This is a genomic window from Clavibacter californiensis (assembly GCF_021952865.1).
Taxonomy (GTDB): domain Bacteria; phylum Actinomycetota; class Actinomycetes; order Actinomycetales; family Microbacteriaceae; genus Clavibacter; species Clavibacter californiensis.
In genome coordinates, this window is sequence record NZ_CP040792.1 from 2,711,154 (window position 1) to 2,737,862 (window position 26,709).

At 72.7% G+C, this 26,709-nt stretch carries 26 protein-coding genes; 10 read left to right on the forward strand and 16 right to left on the reverse strand.

The window, feature by feature from the left end; genetic code table 11:
* Nucleotides 1–17 precede the first annotated feature (17 nt).
* Together FGD68_RS13065 and FGD68_RS13070 are read left to right on the forward strand one after the other, a co-directional pair.
* Nucleotides 18–194 (forward strand): hypothetical protein, encoded by a 177-nt coding sequence (locus FGD68_RS13065; RefSeq protein WP_182480901.1) that lies wholly within the window; start codon nt 18–20, stop codon nt 192–194.
* Nucleotides 195–248: 54 nt separating this feature from the next.
* Nucleotides 249–470: a hypothetical protein gene (locus FGD68_RS13070; RefSeq protein WP_104237141.1), complete on the forward strand. Its 222-nt coding sequence runs from the start codon at nt 249–251 to the stop codon at nt 468–470.
* A gap of 75 nt (nt 471–545) precedes the next feature.
* Here the strand turns inward: FGD68_RS13070 and FGD68_RS13075 are convergent, their stop codons facing one another.
* A complete protein-coding gene (locus tag FGD68_RS13075) occupies nt 546–2,678 on the reverse strand; it encodes a DEAD/DEAH box helicase (protein ID WP_119372778.1) in 2,133 nt (710 codons plus the stop codon).
* A 941-nt stretch (nt 2,679–3,619) separates the two neighbouring features.
* On the opposite strand from FGD68_RS13075, the gene FGD68_RS13080 reads away from it, so the two are divergent.
* Complete coding sequence (locus FGD68_RS13080; protein ID WP_237609538.1) at nt 3,620–4,771, forward strand: S1 family peptidase; 1,152 nt, start codon at nt 3,620–3,622, stop codon at nt 4,769–4,771.
* A gap of 549 nt (nt 4,772–5,320) precedes the next feature.
* Here the strand turns inward: FGD68_RS13080 and FGD68_RS13085 are convergent.
* Nucleotides 5,321–5,653: a hypothetical protein gene (locus FGD68_RS13085; RefSeq protein ID WP_119372779.1), complete on the reverse strand. Its 333-nt coding sequence runs from the start codon at nt 5,651–5,653 to the stop codon at nt 5,321–5,323.
* 515 nt (nt 5,654–6,168) lie between these two features.
* Here FGD68_RS13085 and FGD68_RS13090 point away from each other — a divergent pair.
* Nucleotides 6,169–7,317: a glutathione S-transferase family protein gene (locus FGD68_RS13090; protein ID WP_237609539.1), complete on the forward strand. Its 1,149-nt coding sequence runs from the start codon at nt 6,169–6,171 to the stop codon at nt 7,315–7,317.
* On the forward strand, nt 7,317–8,111 hold the full coding sequence (locus tag FGD68_RS13095) for an alpha/beta hydrolase (RefSeq protein ID WP_119373370.1): 795 nt from the start codon (nt 7,317–7,319) through the stop codon (nt 8,109–8,111). The genes FGD68_RS13090 and FGD68_RS13095 overlap by 1 nt, the downstream gene beginning before the upstream one ends.
* On the opposite strand, the gene FGD68_RS13100 is transcribed toward FGD68_RS13095, so the two are convergent.
* The gene (locus FGD68_RS13100; RefSeq protein ID WP_119373369.1) at nt 8,074–8,448 is read right to left on the reverse strand and encodes a DUF6804 family protein; all 375 of its coding nucleotides are present in this window, start codon (nt 8,446–8,448) and stop codon (nt 8,074–8,076) included. The genes FGD68_RS13095 and FGD68_RS13100 overlap by 38 nt on opposite strands.
* Before the next feature lie 135 nt (nt 8,449–8,583).
* Between FGD68_RS13100 and FGD68_RS13105 the strand changes: the two genes are divergently transcribed.
* Entirely contained in the window at nt 8,584–9,624 is a 1,041-nt protein-coding gene (locus FGD68_RS13105) for a zinc-dependent alcohol dehydrogenase family protein (RefSeq protein WP_119373368.1), read from the forward strand.
* A 14-nt stretch (nt 9,625–9,638) separates the two neighbouring features.
* Here the strand turns inward: FGD68_RS13105 and FGD68_RS13110 are convergent, their stop codons facing one another.
* Both FGD68_RS13110 and FGD68_RS13115 read right to left on the reverse strand, forming a co-directional pair.
* On the reverse strand, nt 9,639–9,956 hold the full coding sequence (locus FGD68_RS13110; protein ID WP_119373367.1) for a putative quinol monooxygenase: 318 nt from the start codon (nt 9,954–9,956) through the stop codon (nt 9,639–9,641).
* Between the two features lie 47 nt (nt 9,957–10,003).
* Nucleotides 10,004–11,758 carry a pyruvate dehydrogenase gene (locus tag FGD68_RS13115; protein ID WP_119373366.1) on the reverse strand — a complete coding sequence of 585 codons (1,755 nt, stop codon included), beginning with the start codon at nt 11,756–11,758 and terminating at the stop codon, nt 10,004–10,006.
* Nucleotides 11,759–11,865: 107 nt separating this feature from the next.
* On the opposite strand from FGD68_RS13115, the gene FGD68_RS13120 reads away from it, so the two are divergent.
* Nucleotides 11,866–12,597, forward strand: coding sequence for a DUF1684 domain-containing protein (locus tag FGD68_RS13120; protein ID WP_237609540.1), 732 nt, complete (start codon nt 11,866–11,868; stop codon nt 12,595–12,597).
* On the opposite strand, the gene nagA is transcribed toward FGD68_RS13120, so the two are convergent.
* Nucleotides 12,579–13,787 (reverse strand): N-acetylglucosamine-6-phosphate deacetylase, encoded by a 1,209-nt coding sequence (gene nagA, locus FGD68_RS13125; protein ID WP_237609541.1) that lies wholly within the window; start codon nt 13,785–13,787, stop codon nt 12,579–12,581. The two genes, FGD68_RS13120 and nagA, sit on opposite strands and share 19 nt — an antisense overlap.
* A gap of 49 nt (nt 13,788–13,836) precedes the next feature.
* Nucleotides 13,837–15,981 (reverse strand): S9 family peptidase, encoded by a 2,145-nt coding sequence (locus FGD68_RS13130; protein WP_237609542.1) that lies wholly within the window; start codon nt 15,979–15,981, stop codon nt 13,837–13,839.
* A 136-nt stretch (nt 15,982–16,117) separates the two neighbouring features.
* On the opposite strand from FGD68_RS13130, the gene FGD68_RS13135 reads away from it, so the two are divergent.
* Nucleotides 16,118–17,011 carry a TetR/AcrR family transcriptional regulator gene (locus FGD68_RS13135; RefSeq protein ID WP_237609543.1) on the forward strand — a complete coding sequence of 298 codons (894 nt, stop codon included), beginning with the start codon at nt 16,118–16,120 and terminating at the stop codon, nt 17,009–17,011.
* Here FGD68_RS13135 and FGD68_RS13140 read toward each other — a convergent pair.
* The 4 genes from FGD68_RS13140 to FGD68_RS13155 form a co-directional block, all read right to left on the reverse strand.
* The gene (locus FGD68_RS13140; RefSeq protein WP_237609544.1) at nt 17,008–17,616 is read right to left on the reverse strand and encodes a GDSL-type esterase/lipase family protein; all 609 of its coding nucleotides are present in this window, start codon (nt 17,614–17,616) and stop codon (nt 17,008–17,010) included. The genes FGD68_RS13135 and FGD68_RS13140 overlap by 4 nt on opposite strands.
* A 66-nt stretch (nt 17,617–17,682) precedes the next feature.
* Nucleotides 17,683–18,132 (reverse strand): hypothetical protein, encoded by a 450-nt coding sequence (locus tag FGD68_RS13145; RefSeq protein ID WP_104237153.1) that lies wholly within the window; start codon nt 18,130–18,132, stop codon nt 17,683–17,685.
* A complete protein-coding gene (locus FGD68_RS13150) occupies nt 18,129–19,655 on the reverse strand; it encodes an SDR family oxidoreductase (protein ID WP_119373641.1) in 1,527 nt (508 codons plus the stop codon). Before FGD68_RS13150 ends, FGD68_RS13145 begins: the two co-directional genes overlap by 4 nt.
* A 73-nt stretch (nt 19,656–19,728) precedes the next feature.
* The gene (locus tag FGD68_RS13155; protein ID WP_237609545.1) at nt 19,729–20,490 is read right to left on the reverse strand and encodes an SRPBCC family protein; all 762 of its coding nucleotides are present in this window, start codon (nt 20,488–20,490) and stop codon (nt 19,729–19,731) included.
* A gap of 173 nt (nt 20,491–20,663) precedes the next feature.
* On the opposite strand from FGD68_RS13155, the gene FGD68_RS13160 reads away from it, so the two are divergent.
* Nucleotides 20,664–21,602 (forward strand): ROK family protein, encoded by a 939-nt coding sequence (locus FGD68_RS13160; RefSeq protein ID WP_119373757.1) that lies wholly within the window; start codon nt 20,664–20,666, stop codon nt 21,600–21,602.
* Nucleotides 21,603–21,905: 303 nt separating this feature from the next.
* Here FGD68_RS13160 and FGD68_RS13165 read toward each other — a convergent pair whose 3' ends face one another.
* A complete protein-coding gene (locus FGD68_RS13165; protein WP_237609546.1) occupies nt 21,906–23,168 on the reverse strand; it encodes an MFS transporter in 1,263 nt (420 codons plus the stop codon).
* A gap of 37 nt (nt 23,169–23,205) precedes the next feature.
* Between FGD68_RS13165 and FGD68_RS13170 the strand changes: the two genes are divergently transcribed.
* Nucleotides 23,206–23,892, forward strand: coding sequence for a maleylpyruvate isomerase family mycothiol-dependent enzyme (locus FGD68_RS13170; RefSeq protein WP_119372918.1), 687 nt, complete (start codon nt 23,206–23,208; stop codon nt 23,890–23,892).
* Here FGD68_RS13170 and FGD68_RS13175 read toward each other — a convergent pair.
* Genes FGD68_RS13175 through truB form a run of 4 tightly spaced genes read right to left on the reverse strand, consistent with a single transcriptional unit; the run spans nt 23,889 to nt 26,648 of the window.
* Nucleotides 23,889–24,821 (reverse strand): bifunctional riboflavin kinase/FAD synthetase, encoded by a 933-nt coding sequence (locus tag FGD68_RS13175; RefSeq protein ID WP_119372917.1) that lies wholly within the window; start codon nt 24,819–24,821, stop codon nt 23,889–23,891. The two genes, FGD68_RS13170 and FGD68_RS13175, sit on opposite strands and share 4 nt — an antisense overlap.
* 2 nt (nt 24,822–24,823) lie before the next feature.
* Entirely contained in the window at nt 24,824–25,285 is a 462-nt protein-coding gene (locus tag FGD68_RS13180) for a hypothetical protein (RefSeq protein ID WP_104237160.1), read from the reverse strand.
* Nucleotides 25,286–25,323: 38 nt separating this feature from the next.
* Nucleotides 25,324–25,692, reverse strand: coding sequence for a hypothetical protein (locus FGD68_RS13185; protein ID WP_119372916.1), 369 nt, complete (start codon nt 25,690–25,692; stop codon nt 25,324–25,326).
* Complete coding sequence (gene truB, locus FGD68_RS13190; RefSeq protein ID WP_119372915.1) at nt 25,689–26,648, reverse strand: tRNA pseudouridine(55) synthase TruB; 960 nt, start codon at nt 26,646–26,648, stop codon at nt 25,689–25,691. Before truB ends, FGD68_RS13185 begins: the two co-directional genes overlap by 4 nt.
* Nucleotides 26,649–26,709 lie beyond the last annotated feature (61 nt).

A 26,709-nucleotide genomic window follows, 5' to 3' on the forward strand; every position in this document is an offset into this window, starting at 1 on the left:
CGAGCCGAGGAGACACCGTGATCCTGTCTATCGTGATGCCCGCCGTGATGGTGGTCGTGGTGATCCTCCTCGCCTTCGCCGTCATCGGCACCACGCGCTCGAACCCGACGCAGGACGCGCAGGACGCCGTCGCCCGCGAGCGCCGCGCGGCCCGCACGGCGGAGCGGGCGCGCAAGAAGGCCGAGCGCGGCTGATCCACGCTGGGGAGCGTACGCTCGCCGCCGGCCTCCGACGCGCATCCTGATCGGATGAGCCCGGACGAGCTGCGACGGCGACGCATCCGCGCCGCACGCGACGCCGCCATCCTCCCCGCCTTCTACCTGGTGTCCCAGCTGGTGATCGTGCCGCTGGTAGCCGGGCGTCCCGCCGCCGACCAGGCGGCCCCGGCCGCCGTCTGGGCCGTCCTCCTGTTCGCCTTCGCCTACTCGATCACCATGGCGCGGTACCGGCGCGGCCAGGACCGCGACTAGTCCGCCGCGCGCACGACGACGCCCCCGCGACCAGCTGGTCGCGGGGGCGTCGTCACGTGCTGCGTGTCGCGACAGCTACGCGGCCAGCGCCTCCTCGAGGAGGTGCGAGAGCGCGTCGAGCTGCACGGACGTGGATCCGGCCTCGTCGAAGTCCTCGCCGTCGAGCGCGCGCGCCGCGAGGCCCGCCTTGCTGTCGATGAGCTCCGCGATCTTCGCGTCGATCGTCTGCGCCGCGATGATCCGCCACGCGGTGACGGGCTCCTCCTGGCCGATGCGGTGCACGCGGTCGATGGCCTGCGTCTGCTCCGCGCTGGTCCAGCTGAGCTCGGCGAGCACCACGTTCGACGCCGCCTGCAGGTTGAGGCCGACGCCCGCCGCGGTGAGCGAGCACACCACGACCTTGACCTCGGGGTCGTTCTGGAAGGAGTCGATCGCGTTCTGGCGCGCCGCCGGCGACTGGTCGCCGCGGATCGAGACGCTCTTCAGCTCCCGCTTCGCGAACGTGGCCTCGGCCTGGTCCATCACGTCGACGTGCTTCGCGAAGAACACGACCTTGCCCACCGAGCGCGCGAGCTGCGCGGCGTAGTCCGCCGCGAGCACGGCCTTGGCCTGGCCGATGCGGCGGACCATGGTGAACACGTTCTCGCCGGTCTTCTGCGCCTTGGCCTCGTCGAGCTCGGACTGCGCCACGAGCCGCACGAGGCTCGCGCGCTCGGATGCCGGTCCGTCCATGACGTCGGCGACGGTCGTGCCGCGTGCGCCGACGAGCGCCGTGAAGCGCCTGACGAGGCGCGCCGCGAGCTCGCGCTCGGCCTGGCGGATGGAGCGGCCCAGGTCGTCGTCGAGCTCGACCGGGAGGTCCGCGATGCGCTTGGAGGGCAGGTCGGTCGCCACGTCGATCTTGCGGCGCCGCACGATGCCGAGGTCGATGACCGCGCGCCGCGCCTCGGCGAAGAAGCCGGGGTCGGCGGGCGTGAGGCCCGCCTCCTCCAGCTCGCCCATGAGGCGCGACGTGGGCTTGTCGCCGTCGATCCAGCCGAGGAACTGCCAGATGGCGCGGAAGTCGTCGATGTCGTTGATGAGCGGCGTGCCCGTGAGCGCCATGAGCAGCGGGTTCGACTGGCGCTGGCGGATGCTCTCGGCGAGCGTGAGCACGAACTTCGACCGCTGCGACTGCAGGTTCTTGATGAAGTGCGCCTCGTCGACGACCATGCCGCGGAAGCCGAGCGTGCGGAGCCAGCCGATGTGGCGATCCAGGACCTCGTAGTTGACGATGACGACGTCGGCGAAGGCGTCGAGCCCCGCGCCGTCGCCGTGGATCACGGTGGCGCGGCGGTGCGGCGTCCACCGCTCGACCTCGCGCTTCCAGTTCATCTTGACGACGTTCGGGACCACGACGAGCAGCGGGTAGGCGTCGGCGACGGACGCCGCGAGCAGCGCCTGCGCGGTCTTGCCGAGGCCGGGCTCGTCGGCGAGCAGGAACTCGCGGTGGCCGAGGCGCACGCTCTCGAGGAAGCGCGCCTGGTGGCGCATGAGCTCGAGGTTCTGCGGCGAGAGGCGGTCGATGCGGGGGCTCTCGGGCAGGTCCATGCTCGCGATGCCGCCGCCGGCGCCGTACTCGAACGACTTGAACAGCGGGCCGAGCAGCTCCCAGTTCGCCAGCAGGCGTGTGGGCGGCGCGGCGGGCGCGGGCCGGTCGAGGTCCGGCTCGAGGAACGGGTTCGCGAGGACGCGGGCCTTGACCGACGGCGGGACGACCTGGCGCTCGTGCAGCTTGGCGAGGGCGGGATCCTCGGGCTCGGGCTCCGGCTCCTCCTCCACGACCATCTCCACGCCGCCGTCGAACAGCATGTGCTTGCGCATGGCGCGGGCGGTCTCGGAGAGCTTGGCGTCGGGATCCAGCAGCGGCAGCACCGAGGTGTCGCGCGCGGCCGTGCGGGCCAGGATGCTCGCGATGCCGTCGAGGCGCTTCAGCGTCTCGGCGCGCTCGGGGTCGCTGAGCGGGGTGGCCGGGTCCTTGGCGTGCGTGCGCTCCTCGCGCATCAGCACGGCGATGACCTGGAACTTCGTGCGGTTGACGGGCTTGAGCTTGCCGCGCTGGGCGGCCTGCTCGATCTCCCGCACGGCGCGCGCCAGCACGGGGATGAGCCCCTCGTTGTCGATCGTGCGCGTGCGGGCGGAGGACCGCCGCTGGCCGGTGCGAGCCATTCAACTCCTTGTTCACTGCCGGAGCCAGGCGCTGCCTGCGCTCCCGGATCGGAAGGACGTGCGTCCGTCGCGCACGGTGACGCGTGCGGTCGGACGGTGGCGAGGGGACCTGCCTCGAGCAACCGGGGTTCCGGGTCGGGGGTGGGACGTGGGTCCGCCGCCTGCGCCCGGCCGCCTCGGGGAGGACGGGCACACGGAGAGTTTAGGGCACGCGCGAGGCGGTGCGCGCCGGTGTGCGCGGGGTGGCCCGGCCACGAGGACGACGGTGAGCACCGGTTCACCGAGGACGGGACACCTCGAAGGACGGAGCCCTTCGAGTGGTCGCCAGCGCCCGAACCGACGGTCCCTGCCCCGCGCGTGGTGGACGCGCCAGGCCGCCGCAATCAACCTCTTCCGCTCCGGTACCAGATCCCCGAGACCGAAGAGCATGCGATCCCCGAGAAGTACCGGACGCACCAGGTCGTTAAAGACCTCTTGGCGCGGTGACACGGCTCCACGAGTCCGACGAGCTCCGCAGGCACGCCGCCGAGCGACGGGACCGCGAGCTCGAGGAGAGCGGCCGGCAGTCACGGAGCGGGAGCAGGAGATGGGCACGCACGAGCGCCGCGGCCCCCACCTCTAAGTGGGCCTCTTGACTCGGCTGCTCGACAACTCCACGCGTGTCGTCAGACAGATGTCCCCGTTCGAGGGGATGCGGTCGCATTTCTGACGTGAGACTCTGTTGCACAGAGGTATGCCCGTCATGGCTTCGAATTCATGCGCCATTCTGATCGCGATCAGCAGATTCGCCAACATGGAGCCAGATGAAAACCCTAACCCTCATCGCCACAGCGACTACCGCAATGCTTATGGCCGCTTCCCTTGCGGCAAGCGGTTCTGCAAGCCCAGCGCCCGAAGACCCCAGGGTACAACCTCAAGTCGATTCCCTTAGCCTCAATGTGATGACGCCAGAGTCGCCTCATACGCCTGTTCCCGCGAATGATGAGTCGTACCAAATCGAACGGGATAATGCTTGGCAGGTCGACAAGAATGCAGTTCTCGCGGATCTGCGAATGCAGTATCCGAACGACTATGCTGGCTCATGGAGGCAGGATCGGGCCGTCACTGTAGCGTTCTCTGGATTGGCACCAGAGGGCGCGGTGGCGTTTCTTGAGGCGAGTCCGTTCGACTTCACTTACCAGGAAAACGTTGGTGTAAGTGAAGAAGATTTGGCTGCCTTGACGCAGGAACTGCACGACGATGCGGTAGGGATAGCCGGATCAGGGGTCACGGTGACCACAGTGCCTTCACTCAAGCAGCGCAGCATTGAGGTTTTACTTGGGGGTGAGGTTGCCGACTCAAGTGCGGGGACGGGCAGCAACGCGGGCACCGCGATTGCCGCCTCCGCTACAGCCGAAGTCAGTGCGGATGAGGTGCGAGACAAGCTAATCGAGTCGGTCGGCGAGAAGCGGCTTGGTGTTCTGGATCTGAAGGTGGAGGTAAGCCCCTTGGCTGGAATCAAGGACGCTGGGTGGGGGGAAGCCGGCGGAGAGCGACTCACAGCACTGAACGGTAACCTCGTTTGCACGTCGGCGTTTGTCGTAAGTTCTCGTGTAAATGCCGATATCGGCGTACTCACCGCCGGTCACTGCGAGGGCACCTTGTTGCAAAACAACCGATATATATTCGACTTTCGAGCTGAGCATCAAGGCAACTACGGCGATATTGAAGTCAGGCGAAGTCCCCGGATGATGGACGCTTCGTTTCACTATGACTATGGCCGCGGATGGCCCGTGCGCGGAAAAGATATTGCATCCTCGGGAGACAGCGTGTGCCGCTTCGGCCACACGACCGGGCGCGAGTGCGGCACAGTGCGCGAGACCGGCGTAACGGCAACACCGGCTTCTGGGATCACAAGTCGTAACTTGACGGCCTACAGCGGTGTCCTCGGAGACCTTGGCGATAGCGGGGGGCCTGTTTACTCGTCCTATACTGCTTATGGCATGACCAAGGGCTTCATGCCCGATAAGCGCTGGAATCTATATTCGCCTATCGAACCCGCTCTGCAGTTGTTTAAGCTTGATCTTTGCACTGATCCGATAGGATGCAGATGATGAAAGTTGTTCACTTCACTTTGATTGCCGCGGCGTGCGTAATGTGCGTTTCTTGCTCGTCTGATACCACCGAGAACGGTGGTCCTGTGCTATCTGACATTGAATCTAATTCACAGCTTCTTTCCTCTAAAGAGGGAGTGATAGCCATGCAAAATGGATGCCTGGTGCTCGAAGATGGAACCATCCCCGTGTTTCCCAGGGCTTCTACAACTTGGGACGGAACTCAATTGACTTGGCAGGGTGAGACGTACCAAGTCGGAGATAGCATTCGACTCGGCGGGGGCGAGGCTCCGGACGGATCTCCGGCGCAGCAACTCGTCCCCTCGATGTGTGGTGATGGACCAGTGTTCGCCGTAAATGCTCCTTAACGTGATTTGATCACTAGATGAGGGCGATGCGTAGGTGGCGTTGATGGTACTGCTCGCTAAAGACGAAGGCCGCCTCAAGTGCTTTCTCATATGGCCATGAACGTAGAAGTCAAAATGACGTCGTACAACCAGCTGCGGCGCTCGATTGAGGGGAGAGATGTCATATGTTCGGGGCAGCAGGTCAGTGGAGCCGGTTTCCGGCCCGGCGACGCTCCGTGAGGCCGAGGTAGATGAACCCGACGATGCCGAGCGGGATCGCGACCGACACGAGCACGACGAACATCACGGCCTTCCCGGCGAAGAATGCCCCCAGGACGGGAAGCTGGACGATCAGGACCGACATGGACGACCGCAGCGGCCACGCCAGCCGGAAGTAGACCCCCGCGCGAACGGATAACAGCAGCGCCTCGAGAGCGACCGCTACAAGGTCGCTGGCCGCTGCGCTCCCCGGTTGTGAGCTGGCGTGGATGATCGCCGCGGCGAAGTGGGCCTCTCCGACGAGCGCCGCCAGCACGCATGAGGGAACTGGCGGCGTACAGCGCCGATTCAGGTACGCACGCCCGATGCAGTTCGCTCGGGTCCCTCCGCTGAGGTCGCCACAGCTGCGGACGGCGCGATGGCGGCAGCCGGCGAACCGCTCGTTGCGCTGGCACCGGCCATCGTGTCGGCGCCGCCCGACTCGCTGGCGTCGACGCGAGCGGTGACATCCACCGCGTCATCGTCGGTCGAGAAGGCGTATGTGTAGGTGACCACCACGGTTGCGGACAATGCCAAGCGCCTTGATCCGGTCCAGGGTCGGTCACACGCCGCGCTCGTGCCCCTCGATCAGCGCCATTGACGGGACGCGCTGGTGCGGTGAGTAGACGCTGAGGTACCCGACATACAGGGCGGTCATCAGCCCCACTGACACGGGGTTGGTGAAGCACCGCGGCGGCAGCACGAATACGTTCTCCTCGGCGGGTCACTGCTCGAGTCGGCCTGGACGCGGTCGGCCCGACCGCCGTGGGCGGCCCGGCCTAGGGTGGATGCATGACGGATCAGGCGACACCCGCAGGCAGCAACGAGGCGGGCGCTCCCGGCCGCTACGTGGAGGAGGGTGAGTTCACCCGCGACACGAACTACATCGAGGACCGGATCCTCCGGGACGGCTCGCAGGGCTGGCCCGTCGAGGCCGGCCGCTACCGCCTCGTCGCGGCGCGCGCGTGCCCGTGGGCGAACCGCTCGGTGATCGTGCGCCGCCTGCTCGGCCTCGAGGACGCCATCTCGCTCGGCCTCCCCGGCCCCACGCACGACGCCCGCAGCTGGACCTTCGACCTCGACCCCGAGGGGCGTGACCCGGTGCTCGGCACCGAGCGCCTGCAGGAGTCGTTCTTCGCGCGCTTCCCCGACTACCCGCGCGGCATCACGGTGCCGGCGCTCGTCGACATCCCCTCGGGCCAGGTCGTGACGAACGACTACCCCCAGATCACGCTCGACCTCTCCACCGAGTGGACCGAGCACCACCGCGAGGGCGCGCCGGACCTCTACCCCGTCGCGCTGCGGGCCGAGATCGACGAGGTCGCGGACCTCGTCTTCCGCGACGTGAACAACGGCGTCTACCGCTGCGGATTCGCGGGATCCCAGGAGGCGTACGAGAAGGCATACGACCGGCTCTTCGGCCGCCTCGACTGGCTGAGCGACCGCCTGTCCACGCAGCGCTACCTCGTGGGCGACACGATCACCGAGGCGGACGTGCGCCTCTTCACGACGCTCGCGCGCTTCGACGCCGTCTACCACGGGCACTTCAAGTGCAACCGGCAGAAGCTCGACGAGATGCCCGTGCTCTGGGCCTACGCGCGGGATCTCTTCCAGACGCCCGGCTTCGGCGACACCATCGACTTCGTGCAGATCAAGCAGCACTACTACCTGACGCACACCGACATCAACCCGACCCGCGTCGTGCCCACGGGCCCCGAGACCTGGGGCTGGCTCGAGCCGCACGGGCGCGAGGAGCTCGGCGGCCGACCGTTCGGCGAGGGCACGCCCCCCGGCCCCGTCCGAGAGGGCGAGCGCGTGCCCGAGGGCCACGGCGCGGTGCCGCGCGGCGGACGCGAGACGCGCCCCTCCGAGGCTCGCGCGTCCGTCTCGGGGACGCCCGTGCCCGGATCGGCGGGCGCCGGATCCGCGGGCCGCTCCTGATGGCGGCGCGCACCGCTCCCGGCACGCTCACCCGGCGTCGCCGGCTCCTCGGCCTCGCGATCCGGCACGTCCCGGCGATCGCCCGCTCGATGCGGGGTACGCCCGCCGCGGGCACGCGCATCGTGCGCTTCCCCGCAGGCGGCCAGCAGGGCGTCCCCCTCGACGTGGCCGTGTGGACGCCGCCCGGGCACGACCGCTCGGCGACCGGATCCCCGGTGCTGGTCGTCCTCGCGCGTCACGACGGCGACTGGCTGCCGTCCACGCTCGCGAAGGACCTGCGCGCGGTGGTCGTGACCATGGCGCCCGAGGACGACGCGCAGGCGCTCGCGGGCCTCTCCTGGATCGCGTCGCATGCGGCCGGGTGGAACGGCACGCCGGAGCGGCTCGGGATCCTCGGCGACGGTCCCGGTGCCGACCGGGCACTGCGCATCACCGCGCTCGCCCGCGACGCCGGCGGACCCGCCGTGCTGCGGCTCGTGCTCGTGAGCCCGTCCGGCGACGTGCCGAGCGCCGGATCCGCCGACCGCCAGGGGCACGGCCGCGACCGGCTGCCCGACATGCTCGTGCACGTGGGCGCCGCGGATCCGCGCATCGACCGCGTCGCGGAGGGCGTGACGGCGCTGAAGGCGGCCGGTGCGAAGACCCGGCTCATCCGGATCCCCCGCGCGGACCAGGGCTGGCTCGCCTACCCGGCGGCCGACCCGGCGCTCGCCCGCCGCTCGCTCGACGAGATCGTCGCCTACCTGCGACGCGGACTCACCGAGGAGCGCGCGTTCGGGGTCGGCCCGGCGTAGGGCTCCCCTCCACGGGCACCTTCACGAGGATGCCGGCCGCGATGAACACGATCGCGGCGACGTACTGCAGGGACTGCCACGTGACGGCCTCGATGGGGATCACGGCGACGGGGTTCCACATGACCGCGACCGCCGCGAGCAGCGCGGCGCTCCACCAGCTGCGGGCGCGCACCGAGAACACGATCATGATGAGCGCGAGGATCGCGACCGCGAACCGCACGACGGTGAAGAGGTCGCCGTCGATGACCGCGAACCCGGCCAGCAGCACGATGGCGCCGAGCAGCCCGGGCGCGAGCGACGGACGGGTGAACGCGGGGGCGGCGGGTGTGCGGGTCACCCCGTCAGTCTGCCAGCGCGCGCCGGGAGGACGCCGCGCAGGCAGTCGGCCGGCTCCGCCCCATATCGGCGGGAGCGGGCCGGCGCTCGGATACCGTGGACGAGCCCGTCCCCGCCCCGACCCCGAGGAGCCCCCATGCGCGCCGTCGTCTACGAGAGGTTCGGCGAGACGCCCGTCGTCCGCGAGCTGCCGGATCCCGTCCCGTCCGCCGCCGGCGTGGTCGTGCGCGTCGAGGCCACGGGCGTCTGCCGCAGCGACGCTCACGGGTGGCTCGGCCACGACGACGGCATCGAGCTCCCGCAGGTGCCGGGCCATGAGCTGGTCGGGCGGATCCACCAGGTCGGCCCCGAGGTCACGCGCTTCCACGTCGGCGACCGCGTGACCGTCCCGTTCGTGTGCGCCTGCGGCCGCTGCGCCGAGTGCCGCGCGGGCAACGGCCAGGTGTGCCGCGACCAGACGCAGCCGGGCTTCACGCACTGGGGATCCTTCGCCGAGCTGGTCGCCCTGCACGACGCCGACGTCAATCTGATCCCCGTGCCCGACGACCTCGACGCGGGCGCCGCCGCTCTCCTCGGCTGCCGCTTCGCCACGGCCTTCCGCGGGCTCGTGCACCGGGCCCGGATCCAGCGCGGCGAGCGCCTCCTCGTCATCGGCTGCGGCGGCGTGGGCCTCAGCGCGGTGATGATCGGCGTGGCGGTGGGCGCGGAGGTGATCGCGGTCGACGTCGACCCGGCCGCCCTCGCGCGCGCGTCGGAGCTCGGGGCCGAGTACACGATCGACTCGTCCGACCTCTCGGAGCTCGACGTCCTCGACGCGATCCACGCGGTCTCCCCCGACGGCGTCCAGGTGTCGGTGGAGGCGCTCGGCCGCGAGTCCACGCTCCGGATCAGCCTGCTCGCGCTCGCGCCGACCGGCCGCCAGGTGCAGATCGGCCTCTTCGCGAGCGAGCCGACGGTGCCCGTGCCGTTCGTCATCAGCCACGAGCTGAGCCTGCACGGCAGCCACGGCATGCCCGCGCACGACTACGCGGAGCTGATGGCGCTGGTCGCCTCGGGCGCGCTCCGCCCGGAGCTCCTCATCGAGCACCGCATCACCCTCGACGAGGCCCCGGCCGCGCTCGAGGCGCTCGCGTCGGGCGACCGCTCGAAGGGGATCACGCTGGTCGAGGTCGGCTGAGCCGACGCGGTCGCCTAGAGTGCGCCCTGCAGCTCCGAGCCCGCCGGGATCGGCACCAGCCGCGTGACGACGGCGGGCCCCGTGATGAGGCCTGCCAGCGACGTGCCCATCCGGGCGACGGCCTCGCCCGCGCCGTGCGCCTCGAGGTCCTCGACGGACGACCACTTCTCGAGCATCACGATGGTGCCGTCGGGCGCGTCGTGGATCGCGTAGACCTCGCAGCCCTCCTCCTCGTGCACCTCGGCGATGCCGAAGGACAGGGCGGCGACCGCCTCGTCGTGCTTGCCCTCGACGGGCGTGAAGACGGCGGTGACGACGACGGGCTGGGACATGGGTTCTCCTCGAGGTGGGACGGGCGATGGGACGTCAGCGGAACCGCTCACGGCCGCGGGATGTTCCGCAGGTTCGAGCGGGCGAGCTTCACGGCCTCGCCGACGCCGCCGTTCATCACGATCTTCGACATCGACAGCGCGAAGCCCTTCACCTGCGCGGCCGTGATCTCCGGCGGGATCGAGAGCGCCATCGGGTCGGTCACGAGGTCGACGAGCGCGGGCCCGTCGTGCGCGAAGGCGGCCTCCAACGCGCCGCGGATGTCCGCCGGGTCCTCGACCCGCTGGGCGTGGATCCCGAGTGCCGCGGCGACGGCCGCGTAGTCGACCATCGGCACGTCCACGCCGAAGTCGGGGATCCCGTCGACGAGCATCTCCACCTTCACGAGCCCGAGCGTCGAGTTGTTGAACACGACGACCTTCACCGGCAGCTGGTACGCCGCGACCGTGACGAGCTCGCCCATGAGCATGGACAGGCCGCCGTCGCCCGAGACCGACACGACCTGCCGCTCCGGGTGCGCGACCTGCGCGCCGATCGCCATCGGCAGCGCGTTGGCCATGGACCCGTGCACGAGCGACCCGAGCATCCGCCGCCGTCCGTTCGGGGTGATGTACCGCGCGGTCCACACGTTGCACATACCCGTGTCGCTGAGGAAGACGGCGTCGTCGGCCGCGACCTCGTCGAGGATGCTGGCCGCGTACTCCGGGTGGATCGGCTTCAGCTTCTCCGCCTTGGTCGTGTACGCGCCGACCACCTGCTCGACCTTCTTCTCCTGCTCCTTCAGCAGCTTCTCCAGGAACCTGCGGTCCGTCTTCCGCTCCACGAGCGGCAGCACCGCGCGGATGGTGGAGAGCGCGTCGCCGTGGATCGCGATGTCGACGTCGGTGCGGCGGCCGAGGCGCTCGGGCGCGATGTCGATCTGCGCGGTCCGCACCTCCTTGCCGGGCAGGAACTGGTCGTAGGGGAAGTCGGTGCCGATGAGGATCAGCAGGTCGGCGCCCGAGATGCCTGCGGCGGCGGCGCCGTAGCCGATGAGGCCCGTCATGCCGACGTCGAACGGGTTGTCCTGCTGGATCACGTCCTTGCCGCGCAGCGAGTGGCCGACGGGAGCGGCGATCTTGTCGGCCAGCTCCATGAGCTCGGCGTGCGCGGATCCCGCCCCGCGGCCCGCGAAGATCGCGACGCTCCTCGCCTCGTCGATGGCGGCGGCGAGCGCGCGCACGTCCTCCTCGGCGGGCACGATGGCGGGGCGGCGCGGCAGCGAGAACGCGGGCGCCTCGCCCTCCGCCTCGAACTCGGCGACGTCGCCGGGGAGCGTGATGACGCTGACGCCGCCGAGCGCGAGCGAGTGCCGCATCGCCTGGTCGACGACGCGCGGCGCCTGGACGGCGGTCGAGATCATCTCCGTGTAGTGCGAGCACTCCACGAAGAGGCGGTCGGGGTGCGTCTCCTGGAAGTAGCCGGAGCCGATCTGGTTCGTGGTGATGTGGCTCGCGATCGCGAGGACCGGGGCGCCCGAGCGGTGCGCGTCGTAGAGGCCGTTGATGAGGTGCAGGTGGCCCGGCCCGCAGGATCCGGCGCACACGGCGAGCTTCCCGGTCAGCTGCGCCTCGGCGGATGCCGCGAACGCCCCCGCCTCCTCGTGCCGCACGTGGATCCAGTCGATGCCGCCCTTGCGGCTCCCGCCCGTGCGCCGCACCGCGTCGACGACGGGATTGAGGCTGTCGCCGACGACCCCGTAGATCCGGCTCACCCCCGCCTCGATGAGCTGGGCGATGAGCTGGTCGGCGACCGTGCGAGCCATGTTGCGTCCTTCCGTCGGTGCATCCAGTCAATACCCGTCGCCTCCGCGCGGGCTCCGCGCGCCGCGCGCTCCGGGAATGCGCCCGCGCCAGGCGCGTTGACCCTCACGTGACCGACACGACGACCGATCCCGCCCGCTCCGCCGCCGCCGACCCCGACGCCCTCGCCGCATACGACTCCTGGCACCGCGCCCGCCTCGCCGCCGTGACGAGCCCGTTCGGCAGCCTCGCGCTCATCCAGACGACCTGGCTCGAGCCCGGCCGGGAGGTCAGCGACCTGGAGGCGCTCGAGGGCCAGCCCGACACCGTGCAGCTCACGCGCATCGAGCGCACCTCGCTCGACACCGGCGAGCCCGAGCACGGCTACCGGCTGTGGGACGCGGCGAGCCCGAGGAACCGCGCGTTCGAGGACATCGAGGTCTACCCGTACGCGCCCGAGTGGATCCTCGAGGGCCGCTTCGAGCGCGTCGACGACGACCGCGTGATCCCCTTCGAGCACATCGCCGACGCCGGCCGCACGCGCGAGCTGCCCGTCCCCGGCGACATCGTGGTCGAGATCGAGGGGCGCGAGGTGCGCCTCAGCGCCTTCGCCGACGGCGACCGCCTCCAGCTCGTCTTCGCCGACGCCACCACCGGCCGCGAGAGCTACGCGCCCAGCCGCTTCCTCTTCATCCCCCGCCCCGACGGCGACGGACCCGTGACCCTCGACTTCACGCGCGCCGTCGTCCCGCCCTGCGGCTTCTCCGACTGGATGAACTGCCCGCTCCCGCCCGCCGGCAACCGCCTGACCGCGGCCGTGCGCGCGGGCGAGCGCCGGGTCATCTACCGCGACGAGGCCTGAGGCGCGGCCGGTGGGGCCGGCGCGGCCGGCGCGTCGGGCACCCCGACGCCCGCCGCCCAGACGCGCGCGACCTCGAGGCCGGGCGTGAGCGCCACGACGTCCGCGGCGGATCCGGCGCGCAGCAGGCCGAGCCGCTCGTCGAGGCCGAGCGCGCGGGCCGGGACGACGGTGAGCGCCGCGACCGCGTCGGGGAGGGCGAGGCCCACCTCGTCCACCGCGATCCGCAGCGCGCGGTCCTGCGTGAGCGTCGAGCCCGCGATCGTCTCGGTGCCCGCGAGCCGCGCGATGCCGTCGCGCACGTCGGCGTCGAGCGAGCCCAGGCGGTAGCGGCCGTCGGCCGATCCGGTCGCCGCCATGGCGTCCGTGACGAGCGCGACGCGGCCCGGGGCCTCGCGGAACAGCAGGGCCGCGACCGAGGGCGCCACGTGCACGCCGTCGAGGATCAGCTCGAGCGTCACGCGCTCGTCGGCGAGCGCGGCCATGATCGGGCCGGGCTCCCGGTGGTGGATCCCCGGCATCGCGTTGAAGGCGTGCGTCAGCACGGTCGCGCCCGCGTCGAAGGCGGCCCGCGCCACCTCGCCCGAGCACGTGGTGTGCCCGACGGCCGCGACCACGCCCGCGGCGACGAGCCGGCGGATCGCATCGAGCGCGCCGTCGAGCTCCGGCGCGATCGTCACCTGCCGGAGCACGCCCTCCCCCGCCGCGAGCAGGGCCTCGATGCGCGCGGGCGTCGGATCCACCAGGTGCTCGTGCGCGTGCGCCCCCGCCGCGTGCGGCGAGAGGAACGGGCCTTCCAGGTGCGCGCCGAGGACGGTCGGGTCCCCTTCCATCGCCTCGCGGATCGCGCCGAGCGACCGCATGAGGTCGGGCACCGGGTTCGCGACGAGGCTCAGGACGGACCGCGTCGTCCCGTGCCGCCGGTGCAGGGCGACGGCCGTCCGGATCCCCTCGTCCCCGTCCTCGTGGGATGCGCCCGCGCCGCCGTGCACGTGCAGGTCGACGGAGCCGGGCACGAGCGTCGCGTCGCCGAGGTCCAGCGTCCGGTCGGCCTCCGGCGCGGTGCGTCCCGCGCCCACTGCGCGGATCCCGTCGGCCTCGATCAGGACCCACGCGTCGGCGGTCGTGCCGCGGGCGTCGACGGCCCAGGCGGCGCGGAGGAGCGTGGTACCGGGGGCAGGGCGCGCGGGCATCCGGTCATCATCCCGCATGCCCGCGCCGCCCGGCCTGCGAACCGCGGTGCTAGCCGAGCACCTCGGGCCGCTTCCACTCCGCACCGTGCACGTGCTGGTCGAGGAAGGCGAGCACCGTCCGGTACCAGACCACCGACTGCTGGGGCTTGAGGACCCAGTGGTTCTCGTCCGGGAAGACCAGGAACCGGTGCGGAGTGGTGCCGTCGTCGGCCGCGTGGTGCTCCGCGAGCTCCGACCAGAGCCGCAGGCTCTCGCCGATGGGCACGCGGTAGTCCCGGTCGCCGTGGATCACGAGCATGGGCGTCACGATGTCGCGCACCGAGTGGTGCGGGGAGTTCCGGTCGAGCCCCTCGGCCGAGAAGATGCTCTGCCAGTACTGCGACGAGTCGGTGGTGGGCCCGAACTGGTCGAGCGACCACAGGCTCGCGTGGCTGACGATCGCGCGGAAGCGGTCGGTGTGCCCGGCGACCCAGTTGGCCATGTAGCCGCCGAACGAGCCGCCCATCGCGGCCGTGCGCGTCTGGTCGATGTCGTCGCGCGCCTCGACGGCGTCGGTGATGGACATGAGGTCGGTGTAGGGCGCCTCGCCCCACGCGTCCCAGCCGCGCGCGATGAAGTCGAGGCCGTAGCCGGTGCTGAGCGCGGGATCCGGGAGCAGCACCGCGTAGCCGCGCGCCACCAGCACCTGCGGCGTCCAGCGCCAGCTCCACGCGTTCCAGCTGTTGAGCGGGCCGCCGTGGATCCACAGCAGCAGTGGCGCGGGCGTCTCGGCCGACGCGCCATCCGGCAGCATCAGCCAGGCGCGCACGCGCGCGCCGTCGGCGGCCGTCGTCTCGACCTCGGTCATGGTCCCGGTCGTGGCGGGGACGGGCGCGGGCGTCGCGAGCCCGGTGACGGATCCGTCGGCGGCCGACACGCGCACGGGGTGCGCGGGCGCCATCCACGAGGAGCGGAGCGCGAGCACGTCGCCGGTCTCGCCGTCGACCTGCACGTCCGTGTAGGTGTGGTCGTCGGTCGTGAGCTGCGTCACCGAGTCGTCGAGGCCGATCCGGAACACGGGTCCGCGTCCGTCCTGGTCGGCCGTGACGACGAGCGCCTGCGAGTCCGCGTCGAACCGCAGCGACGAGGGCCAGCGATCCCAGCCCGCGGCGACGCGGCGCGCGTCGGACCCGTCGAGCGCCGACACCCAGAGCTCCTGCTGCGTGGGCGCGGCGGGCGTGGCGCGGTCGGTGCGCACGTAGGCGAGCAGCGCGCCGTCGGGGCTGATGGCGGGCATCTCGAGGTCGACGCCGGGCACGTCGAGGAGGGTGGTGCGCTCCCCGGTCGCGACGTCGATCGACAGGAGGGCCTGCCGGTAGCCGCGGCGCTCCTTCACGCCGAGGGCGACGACGAGCGTGCGGCCGTCCGGGCTGATCGCCGCGGTGGCGTGCTCGAGCGTGCGGCCGGGCTCCGGCGTGAGGTCGCGCGGCCGCGGCAGCGAGGTCGGGTACGGCTGCGCGCCGGCGGCCGGGGCCGTGGCCGCGGATCCGCCGTCCTCGGTCGCGGCCTCTGCGGCGAGCGCGGCCGCCGCATCCGCGGTCGTGGGCTGTGCGGGCTCCTCCACGAGCGCGTCGGCGAGGTCGAGCGCGAACAGGTGCGGCTCGTCCGGGCCGAGGTCGTGGTCCCAGTAGCGCACGGGGTAGCTCTCGTGCAGGATCGCGTTCACCTTCAGGTCGGCGCGCGTCTTCCGCGCCATGGCGTCGGCCTCGAGCGAGCCGGATCCGGGCAGCAGCCGCGCCTGCAGGACCACCGTGGCCGCGTCGCGCGCGACGGCCGCGATGCCGTCCACCCCGCCGGCGAGGCGGGTCAGCGCGCGGGCCTCGCCGCCGGCCGCCGGGAGGATCCACAGCTGGGCGGCCTCGTTCCCGTCGGCGTCGTCGGCGTCGGGCCGGGAGGAGACGAAGAGGAGGTCGCCTGACGCGGTGAACGCCGCGCCGCCCTCGCTCTTCGCCGAGCGGGTGAGGCGCCGCGGCACGCCGCCGCCTGCCGCGGGCACGACCCAGAGGGCGTGGCGGTAGCCGGTCCTCGCGGCGTCGAGGGTCGTGACGGTGAGCACAGCGCGGCGTCCGTCGGGTGAGAGCACGAGGCCGCCGAGGCGCGGGATGGCGATGAACTCGTCGAGCTCGGTGAAGGGGGTGGTGGTGGTGTCGGGCATGCTCCCACGCTAGCCGCGGCGACTCCCGGCGCCGGCCGACGGAGCCGCGGCGGCCGGCCCTCCCGCCACCGAGCTCGACGCGGGACGGGATCCTTCGCCCCCGAACCGCTGGCGCCGTCACGGTAGGATCGGGCGCATGGAGCGGCGAGCCGGTCGGGTCGGGAGGCCCGCGCGCGTCTCGCGGAGGCTCATCGCGGAGGCGGCCCTCGAGGTCGGCCTCAGCACCCTCACCCTCACCTCGCTCGCGCAACGCCTGGGCGTCGACCACTCGACGCTGTACCGGCACGTCGCCAGCCGCGACGACATCGTCCTCCTCGCGTGCGACACGGCCGTCGCGCGCATGGACTGGCCGACGGTCCCCGACCTCCCGGCCGCCCAGCTCGTGGCGCCGGACGACACCTCGTGGCGCGCCTACCTCGAGCAGGCCGTCGCGCGCATCTGGGACATGTACGACCGGCACCCGGGCCTCGCGAGCGCGATCCACCACCTCGACACCGCCCCCGACCAGGTCGTCCTGCGCTTCACCGGGGCGATCCGCGACCTGACCCGCATGGGCTTCGCGGAGGCGGAGGCCGTGCTGGTCCTCGACACCGTGCTCGACATCGGGGTGGAGTCCTACGTCGGGTGGGAGCGCGTGCTGGCGGCGGGCGGCGGTGCGGCCGACCGGCCCGCGTCGTCGTCCCCCATGGTGGACGCCACGCTGCCGGCCGCCGTGGGGCGCGGGCTGCTCGCCCTGGCCGCCGACGGGGTCGCGGCTGAGCACGCCGCCGACGCCGCCGGGACCCTCCACGCGTCCCGGCGCGGAGGCCCCGCACACTCGGCGGGCGCCCCGGACGCGCTGCACGCGCGCGAGGAGGCGGCGCAGCGCGACGCGCTCGGCACCATGGACCGCGTCACCGCCAGGTTCTCCGGCGAGGTGTCGACGGGATCCGCCGCGACGCCGCGCGACTGGTGGCTGCGCAAGCTCGGCGTGGTCCTCGTGGGCGTGGGCGCGCTGCGCTCCCCCGAGCCGGACGCGACCGACCCCTAGGAGCGGGCCGGATCTACGGCCTCGGCCGTCGCGTCGTCCGCCGACCCGTCCTCGCCGTCCCCGGCCGCGAGGACGGGCGCGAGCACCGCGCGGACCGCCTCGGCCCCGTCGTCGGTGAGGTGCAGCCGGTCGTCCGTGAGCGTGGGGGCGAGCTCGCCGTCGCCGAAGCCGAGGGCGGGCCAGAGGTCCACGTGCTCGGCGCGGACCGCCGGCGCGTACTGGCGGATGTGCACGTTGACGACGCGGATCCGCTCGGCGTGCTCGCGCCCGCGCGGCGGCACCGACAGGACGACGATGCGCGCCGCCGGGAGGTCGCGACGGAGGTGCGCGAGGATCGTCTCCAGCGCGCGGACGGTCGCCTCCGGCCCGCGGCGCGCGGCGCCCAGGTCGTGCGTGCCGCAGGACACCACGACGATCGAGGGGTCGGCGGCCACCGCGTCCGGCAGGAGCGCGAGCACGTCGTCGGTGGTCTGGCCGGCGCGCCCCAGGTCGACGACCCGCGTCTCCGCGTCCTCGCCGTCGGGACCGGGGACGATGCCGCCCCAGCCGCCGTCCCCCGTCAGGCTGTCGCCCAGGAGGACTGTCGTGCGCGTGCGCCGTGCCATGGATCCGCCTCTCGTCGTGCCCATCATGGCCCTGCGCCCGGGGAAGTCACCGGATCGGCGCCGGCCTCAGCCGTGCTGCCGGCGCGCCACCCGGCGCCACCAGAGACGTCGGCGCGGCGACAGCACGAGGACCGCGACGGCGATGAGGAGGGGGAGCGACAGGATCGCGGCGACGAGCGCGCCCGCCTGCCCGGGGTTCAGGGGGATGCCGAGCACGTCGATGGTGACGCGCGACGCGGCGCCGTCGGTGAGGTCGGTGATGTTGCGGTCGCCGGCCGCGTCCACGGGGACGGGCTTCCACGACTCGGAGGCCGCCGGGTCGGGCGTGCTCCCCGCCGGCGGCGTGCGCGCCGCGGCCGGTCCGTCACCCGAGATGATCGAGAGGTCGGCCCGCGCCTGCACGGGCGCGGACACGCTCATCGTCACCGCGGTCGCGAGGCCGGCCGACGCGAGGGCGATGCCCACCAGGGTCAGGAGGATCAGGCCGATGCGCGGGGCGCCGATCCGCCGGCTCACCGCGCGGCCCCCTCGAGGGGACGCCCGGCCTCGCGGGACCGCGTCGCGGCGAGCGCCTTCGCGGTGATGCGGGTGGCCATCGACGTGAAGATGACGCCGTGGAACGGCAGGATCGAGAACCAGTAGAGCCGGCCGGCGAGGCCGGAGGGGAAGAAGATCGCGCGCTGCCGGTAGTCGCTGCCGCCGCCCTCGCGGGGCGTGGAGCTCAGCTCGAGCCAGGCCTCGCCGGGCAGCTTCATCTCGGCGCGCAGCCGCAGCGAGGATCCGCGCTCGATGTGCTCGACGCGCCAGAAGTCGAGCGCGTCGCCGGTCTGCAGCGTGGTCGCGCTGCGGCGTCCGCGGCGGAGGCCCACGCCGCCGACGAGCTTGTCCATCCAGCCGCGAGCGGCCCAGGCGACGGGCAGCGAGTACCAGCCGTTCTCTCCGCCGATCGACTCGATCACGGCCCACAGGTCCTCGGGCGCCGCGTCGGTCGAGCGCTCCTTGAGGTCGAGGTACACCGTGTGCCCCGACCAGTCGGGGTCGCTCGGCAGCAGGTCGCTGGGCGCGCCGACGACGGCGGAGTCCTTCCAGCTGGTCTCGACCACGCCGTCGCGCATCCGTCCGAGGGCGAGGCGCACGGAGCGCCGGTAGCCGGTGAGGCCGCCCTCGGGGTCGGGGATGTAGCTCGAGATGTCGTGCTCGCCCATGACGCAGTCGTACTGCAGCGACTCGATGATCGGCACGGCCAGCGTCCGCGGGATGGGCGTGACGACGTTGACCCAGTGCGCGGCGAGGCGCGGGGCGAAGATCGGGATGGACGCGATGGGCCGCTGCGGCAGCCCGGCCTCGACCGCGTAGCCGTTCATCATCTGGCCGTAGCGGAGCACGTCGGGCCCGCCGATGTCGAAGGTGCGGTTGAGGTCGGCGGGCAGGTCGGCCGCGGCGACGAGGTAGTAGAGGACGTCGCGGATCGCGATGGGCTGGATGAAGTTGCGGACCCAGCCGGGCGCGGGCATGAAGGGCAGCACCTCGGTGAGGTGGCGGATCATCTCGAACGACGTGGAGCCGGATCCGATGACCACGCCCGCCTGCAGCGCGATGGTCGGGACGCCGCTCGCGAGGAGGACGTCGCCGACGGCCTTGCGGCTCGCGAGGTGCTTCGAGAGCTGCGGGGTGTCGGGGTGCAGCCCGCCGAGGTACACGATGCGGCCCACGCCCGCGGCCTTCGCGGCCGTCGCGACGTGCTCGGCGGAGGCGCGCTCCGACGACGCGAAGTCGCCCTTGGACCCCATGCCGTGCACGAGGTAGTAGAGGACGTCGACGCCGTCGACCGCGGGCCCGAGCGTCGCGGAGTCGGCGAGGTCGCCGCGCACCACCTCGACGTCGTCGCGCCAGGGCACGTCGGTGAGGCGACGGGGATCCCGCACGAGCACGCGCACGCGGAAGCCGGCCTCGAGGAGACGGGGCACGAGCCGACCGCCGATGTAGCCCGTCGCTCCGGTCACGAGGGCGAGACGGGAGGCGGCGCTCGGCGATGTCATTCCCTCACGCTAGGCAATCAGCCTGGCAAGCGGCTCCCAGGAGCCGGGACGGGCGGTGGACGCCGCCCGCGGATCAGCCCTCGGCGGACTCGAGCTCGGCCAGGTACCGGCGCCAGGTGGGGCCGTGCTCGGCCTCGCATGTCGCCCAGTCCACCGGGCTGCCGTGCACGAGGTCCTCGAGCAGGTCGAGGTGCAGGCGCCAGCTGGCCTTCAGCACGTTCGCGATGCCGGCGGGGAGGAAGCCCGAGACCGTGACGCTGATCTCCGTCTGCCGGTCGCGCGGGCCGCCGGGCAGCTCGTGGAGGCGGATCAGGAAGCGGGCCGAGACCTCGCCTTCGTGCACGAACGTGTAGTCGATCGCCCGCCCCTCCTCGAAGCGCGTGACCGTGCCGCCGGACGCGGAGGCGAGGCTGCGGTCGGGCACCGTCATCCACTCGAACCAGAAGTCGCCGCCGTCCTCCTGCTCGATGGACGCCTCGGCGAGCCAGCCGGAGACCATGTCGGCGTCGGACACCGCGTCCCACACGATGAGCGGCGGCAGGGGGATGAGCCGGCGGAAGACGAACTCGTACGGCAGGAAGACGGTGGACTCGCGGGCCTCGGAGAGGAAGGCGCCGGGCAGGGCGGGGAAGCGCGCGCGGTCGTCGCCGCGGTCGTCCTCGAGGCCGGCGGAGGAGGGCATGCCCTCGTCGAGCTCGCGGGAGGCGAGGCGCGCCTCGGCGGCGTCGGTGTGCTCGAGGGCGGGGGCGCCGCCGCGCCGGGAGGGCATCGGGTTCTCGGCGCGCGGGTCGGACGCCTCGCGCGGGGTCTGTCCGGGGGTGTGATCGGGATCCACGTGCCGAGCCTAGGTGCGGACCGCCGGTCCGGTCAGTGAATTCCTCACAGGTGTCAGGGCATGGTGCGCACGGGGATGCGGAGGGCGGGCCGCGCGCCCCGCGGGTGGGCCGCCCACCGCCCGTATCCTGGACGCCGGTCGACGGGCGGATCCGGGGCCGGGACAGGACGAAGATGCCTCGCACGCTCGCGCTCGCCGTCGACTTCGGCGGCACCAAGGTCGAGTCCGCGCTCGTGGACGACGCGGGCCGCGTGCTCGAGGGCAGCCGGTTCCGCGGCCCCACCGGTCCCGAGCGCTCCGCCGACGAGCTGCTCGACGCCGTCCTCGGGGTCGCCCGGCAGGCGCTGGCCGCCCTGCCCGACGACGCCGAGCTCGTCGGCACGGGCCTCGCGGCGGCGGGCCCCGTCGACGTGCCGCACGGCCTCGTGTCTCCGCTCAACGTGCCCGCCTGGCGGGACTACCCGCTGCGCGACCGCGTCGCCGAGCTCACGCCCGACGTGCCCACCACGCTGCAGATGGACGGCCTCGCGATCACGCTCGCCGAGCACTGGGTCGGCGCCGGCCGCGGCCACGACCACGTGATGGGGATGATCGTCTCCACCGGGATCGGCGGCGGGCTCGTGCTCGGCGGCCGCACCGCGGCGGGATCCACGGGCAACGCCGGTCACATCGGGCACGTCGAGGTCGCCGGGTTCGACGACCCGTGCACCTGCGGCGGACAGGGATGCGTGGAGGCCATCGCGTCGGGGCCGAAGAGCGTCGCCTGGGCGCGCGCGCAGGGCTGGACGGGATCCACCGGCGAGGACCTGGCCGCCTCCTACCGGGACGGCGACGCGACGGCCGTCGCGGCTGTCCGGCGCGCGGGCCTCGCGATCGGCCGGGCCATCGCGTCCGCCAGCTCCCTCGTGGACCTCGACGTCGTCGCGATCGGCGGCGGGTTCAGCCGCGTCACGCCCGACCTCTTCGACATGATCCGCGAGCCGATCGCGCTCCGCGAGCAGTTCGGCTTCGTCACCAAGACGCGCGTCGTGCCCTCCGGCCTCTCCTCCGACGGCCCGATCATCGGCGCGGGCGCGCTCGTGCACCGCCGGGAGATGGTCCCGAGCTTCTGACGGCGGTCGCCCTCGCCTGGGACAGCTCGGCGTGGAGCGGGCTCGTGGAGGACCAGAGGTCCTCCCACGGGTCCGCGTCGCCCAGCACGTCGATGGCGGGGCCGGCCGGGTCGATCGCCGCTCCGGTCCGGAGCGAGCCCCTGCGGCTCACCGTCGTGCGTGCGTCGTTCGTCCTCCGTGTCCTCCGTGTCGCCGTGCCCGTGGATTCCCCACGGTGCCGAATCGATGCGACGGGCGATGGACCCCGTACGGGCGGCGGGCTGTCGGGAGGTGGACGGAGCACGCGACGCGATCCGCCGGGCGTCAGCCCTCGCGTGCGGCCTCGCGGGGCGCGCGGTCCCAAGTGTCCTCGAGCATCCGCGGCCGGGCGAGGTAGAAGCCCGACGCGGATGCGACCGCGACCATCACGAACAGCATGAGCAGCGGCACGGTCCAGCCGCCGGACAGCTCGTGCAGCACGCCGAACAGCAGGGGTCCGATCGCGCCGATCGAGTAGCCGATGCCCTGGACGAAGCCGCTGAGCGCCACCACTCCCCCGTGCGTGCGGGTGCGCAGGTTGATGAGCACGAAGACCAGCGGGAACAGCAGCGGGCCGGATCCGGCGGCGGCGACCCAGAGGAGCGGCGCGGCGGCCGGCGCGACCAGCAGGCCGACGTAGCCGACGACGAAGAAGAGCACGCCGACCTGGATCAGGATGCCGACGTTCTTCATGCGCGCCGCGAGGATCGGCATGACGATGGCCGCCGGCAGCCCCATGAAGCCGAAGACGGCGAGGAGCGCGCCCGACGCGACGGGCGACTGCCCCGCGGTGTCCTGGAGGAGGGCGGGCAGCCACGCGAACATGGCGTACGCGTTGAACGACGAGGCGGACTGGATCCCCACGAGCGCCCACGCGACCGGCGAGCGGAACACGCGGCCCGTGACGGCGGCGGGCGCCTCCTCCACCTGGTCCGCCCCGGCCGCGGCGGCGCGCTCGCGCCGGGTGTCGCGGCGGTGGTTCACCAGCAGCGCGATCCACGGCACGAGCGCCACGACCGCGATCGCCGCCCAGGCTCCGATCGCCACGCGCCAGCCCGCGCTGTCGGCCAGGGGCGCGGCGACCAGCGACGGGACACCCGTGCTGATCGACAGCATCACGGTGGTGAGCGAGGTGAGCGGCCCGATCCGGCCGGGGAAGTACTTCTTCACGAGCGGCGGCAGGAGCACGTTGCCGAGGCCCATGCCCGCGAGAGACAGGATCGTGCCGACGCCGAAGACGACCACGGTGTCGGATCCGGCGCGCAGCAGGTGCCCGACGACCATCGCGACGAGGCCCACCACCACGGTGAGCTCGAGGCCGAGTCGACGCGAGATCGCGGGCGCCAGCAGGCCGAACAGCGCGAAGCAGACGGGCGGCAGGGCGCCGAGCGCGCCGATCGAGACGCTGTCGAGCGGCACGTCGCGGCCGATCTGGTCGACGATCGGCGAGAAGACGGCGACGGCCGTGCGGAGGTTGAGGGCGACCAGCACGATGCCGACCAGGGCGAGGAGCGCGCCCGCGCGGGGAGCTGCGGGAGTCGTCGTCACCACCAGATTCTACGGCGGTCGGAATAGGCTCTCGGCCATGAGCGAGATCTCCCGGCACCTGCCCCTCAGCCAGCGCCCGTCCGAGCCCGAGGCGAAGGTGACCGGGATCTGGAGCGCGGAGATCGCGGACGTGCTGGACCGCACTGCCGACCTCCTCGCGTCCCTCGACGCGGACGGCTGGGAGGCGGCGAGCATGTGCGAGGGCTGGACCGTGCGCGACGTCGCCGGGCACATCGTCTGGCGGGTCGGCGCGAGCAACGCCGCCATGGTGCGCACGGCCGTGGGGTCGATGCGCCGCCGCCCGCACCTCAACCCCATGCACGTGATGGACGACCTCAGCGCCGACGAGGCCGCCCGCTCCCCCGAGGAGCTCGTCGCCCGGATCCGCGCCATCGCCGCCGAGAAGCGCGCCGGGAAGGGTCGCAAGCGCCTGCCGGAGCTGCTCGAGGTGGTCGTGCACGCCTTCGACATCGCGCACGCGCTGAAGGCGGATCTCGAGCTCGACCACCGCGCGACCGGCGCCGTCGCCGTCGCGCGCGCCGCGATCGCGCCCGCGCAGATCCGCGGGGTGCTGCGGGCGCGCACGCTGCGCGCCTCGGACGCCGGCTGGAGCGTGGGCCACGGCCCCGTGATCGAGGCGACCGCGTCGACGCTCGTCATGTACCTCTTCGGCCGCACGCCCCGCCCCGAGGGCGACGCGGCGCGGACAGCGGGCGAGGCCTAGATCCCGAGCACCCCGCGCGTGCGCATCACGTCGTCCGCCATCTGGGCGATGAGCGGCTCGCGCCCCTCGTAGGCGACCATTCCGCGGATGCGGGCGACGAACACCACCTCGACCTCGTGGTCGTAGAGGTCGAGCGTCTCGTCGAGCACGAACGCCTCGACGACGCGCGGCCGGACGCCCGCGAACGTCGGGTTGGTGCCGACCGAGATGGCGGACGGGTACGTGCGGTCGCCGTCGCGCAGCCAGCCCGCGTAGACGCCGTCCGCGGGGATGAGGCCCTCGGCCTCCGGCGACAGGTTCGCGGTGGGGAAGCCGAGCTCGCGGCCGCGCTTCTCGCCGTGCACGACGACGCCCCGGACGGCGGGCGCCCGACCGAGCAGCTCGGCGGCGGCCTCGACGTCGCCGCGGTCCATGAGGTCGCGGATCCAGGTGGACGACACCTTGCGGCTGCCGTCGGGCATCACGTCGCCGACGACGACCGTGCGGAAGCCGTGGTTCTCGCCGAGGCGCGTGAGGGTCGCCGCGTCGCCCGCCCCCTGCGCGCCGAAGCGGAAGTCCTCGCCCACGAGCACGACGCGGGCACGGAGGGCGTCGACCAGCACCGTGCGCACGAACTCCTCCGGGCTGAGGCGCTGGAGGCGCTCGTCGAACGGGAGCATGAGGGTCGCGTCGACGCCGAGCTCCGCGAGCAGCTCGATCTTCTGCCGGTTGCTCACGAGGCTCTGCGGGCGCGCGGCGGGCGCGAGGAGCGCGGCGGGGTGGCGGTCGAAGGTGACGACGGCGGAGGCCAGGCCCTCGTCGGCCGCGATCCCGAGGAGGCGCCGGATCACCGCTCGGTGCCCCGCGTGCACGCCGTCGAACTTGCCGATGGTGACGGCGCTCGGCCCGAAGCCGCCCGGCACGTCAGCCGGGTCGTGGACGACGAGCACGGTCAGCGGTCTCCGCGCACGGGGCGCTCGTCGACGGCGCTCACGCGCGAGCGTCCCCCGCTCCGGAGCCACCACAGGCCGAGGACCGGCAGCACGAGCGGGATGAACACGTAGCCGTAGCCGTAGACCGACCACACGCTGTCGTGCGGGAAGAGCTGGGAGTCGACGAGGCTCAGGGTGCCCACGACGAGCACGCCCACGAGCTCGAACGCGATCGTGGCGAACGCGATCCGGTACCAGCGGCGCGCGGCCTCCTGCGTGCGCGCGGGCGCGACCAGGGCGACGGTCGCGACGATGTAGACCACGGCCGCGAGCGCGGAGAGCGCGTACGCGACGGGCGCCTCGTCGAACTTGGTGAGGATCTGCGTGACCGAGCGGCCCGTCGCGGCGAGGGCCAGCAGCCCGTAGAAGAAGACCAGGACCCGTCCGAGACCGGTCATGCGCGAGGTACGGGAGTCAGTCATGGCACCTGCGATTATCCCCTACCCGAGGGAGAGGCCGGTCACGCGGACTGCACGTTCCAGATGACGTCCATCCGGTAGACCATGATCGCGATGGCCAGGCACGACGCCCCCAGGATGATCGTGCTCCAGCGGGTGCGCTCGACCAGCGCCCAGAAGACCGCGAGCGGCGGGATCAGCAGGCCGCTCAGCAGGTAGGCGTAGAACTCGATCAGACTGCCCGACGGCGGGTTGCCGACCGCGGGCGCGACGATCGCCATGACGAGCTGCACCACGAGCAGCACCTCGACGAGCGCGGTGGGGAGCACCGTGAGGTCGCTCGGCTTCCGCCCGATGGCGCCGACGACGAGGCACAGGACACCCGCGACGACCGCGACGGCGACCTGCGCGACCGTGAACCAGCCGATCACGACGCGCCCCGGTCGTCGGCCGGGAAGTTGACGATGGACGTGCCGGTGCGGCCGTGGAAGCCGACCAGCCCCACGAGCCGGCCGTCGGGCGCGACCGCGGCGAGCGGATCCCCCGTGGGCGCCTCGTCGGGCGTCGTGAGCTTCTTGCCGTGCCCGAGGTCGATCGCCTCCTGCTCGGTGAGGTGCAGCACGTCGAAGAGGCGCGCGGCGGCGTCGGCCGGCGGGATGAGGCGGTCGGCGACGACCATGTCGTCGATCGGCACCGCGTCGTCGACGTGGAAGGGCCCGACGCGCGTGCGGCGGAGCGCGGTGAGGTGGCCGCCGACGCCGAGCGCGCGGCCGAGGTCGCGCGCGAGCGCCCGCACGTAGGTGCCGGACGAGCAGGTGATGCGGACGTCGAGGTCGAGCTGCGCGCCGTCCTCCTCGCCCTCCTCGGGCTCCACCGCGTCGAAGCGCAGCACGTCGAACGCGGAGACGGTGACCTCGCGCGCGGCGAGCTCGACGTCCTCACCGGCGCGGACGCGGGCGTACGCGCGCTTGCCGTCGACCTTGATGGCGCTCACGGCGCTCGGCACCTGCGAGATGGTGCCGCGGAGGTCCGCGATGGCCCGCTCCACGTCGGCGACGGCCAGGTCGCGGATCCGCCCGGGCTCGGCACGGGACACGACCTCGCCCTCGCGGTCGTCCGTCGTGGTGGCGCGACCGAGGCGGATGGTCGCCAGGTACTCCTTGTCGAGGCCGACGAGGTAGGTGAGCAGGCGCGTGGAGCTGTTGACGCCGAGGATCATGAGGCCCGTCGCCATCGGGTCGAGCGTGCCCGCGTGCCCGACCTTGCGGGTGCCGGCGAGGCGGCGCGTGCGGGCGACGAGGTCGTGGCTCGTCCACTCCCCGCGCTTGTCGATGAGGAGCAGGCCGCTCGCGGTGGAGGGCGCGGCGCGGGGGGTCGGGGTTTCCATGGCCCCACCATCATGCCGTGCCCGGCGGTGCCCCCGGCTCCCTCGGATCCGCCCGGCCTAG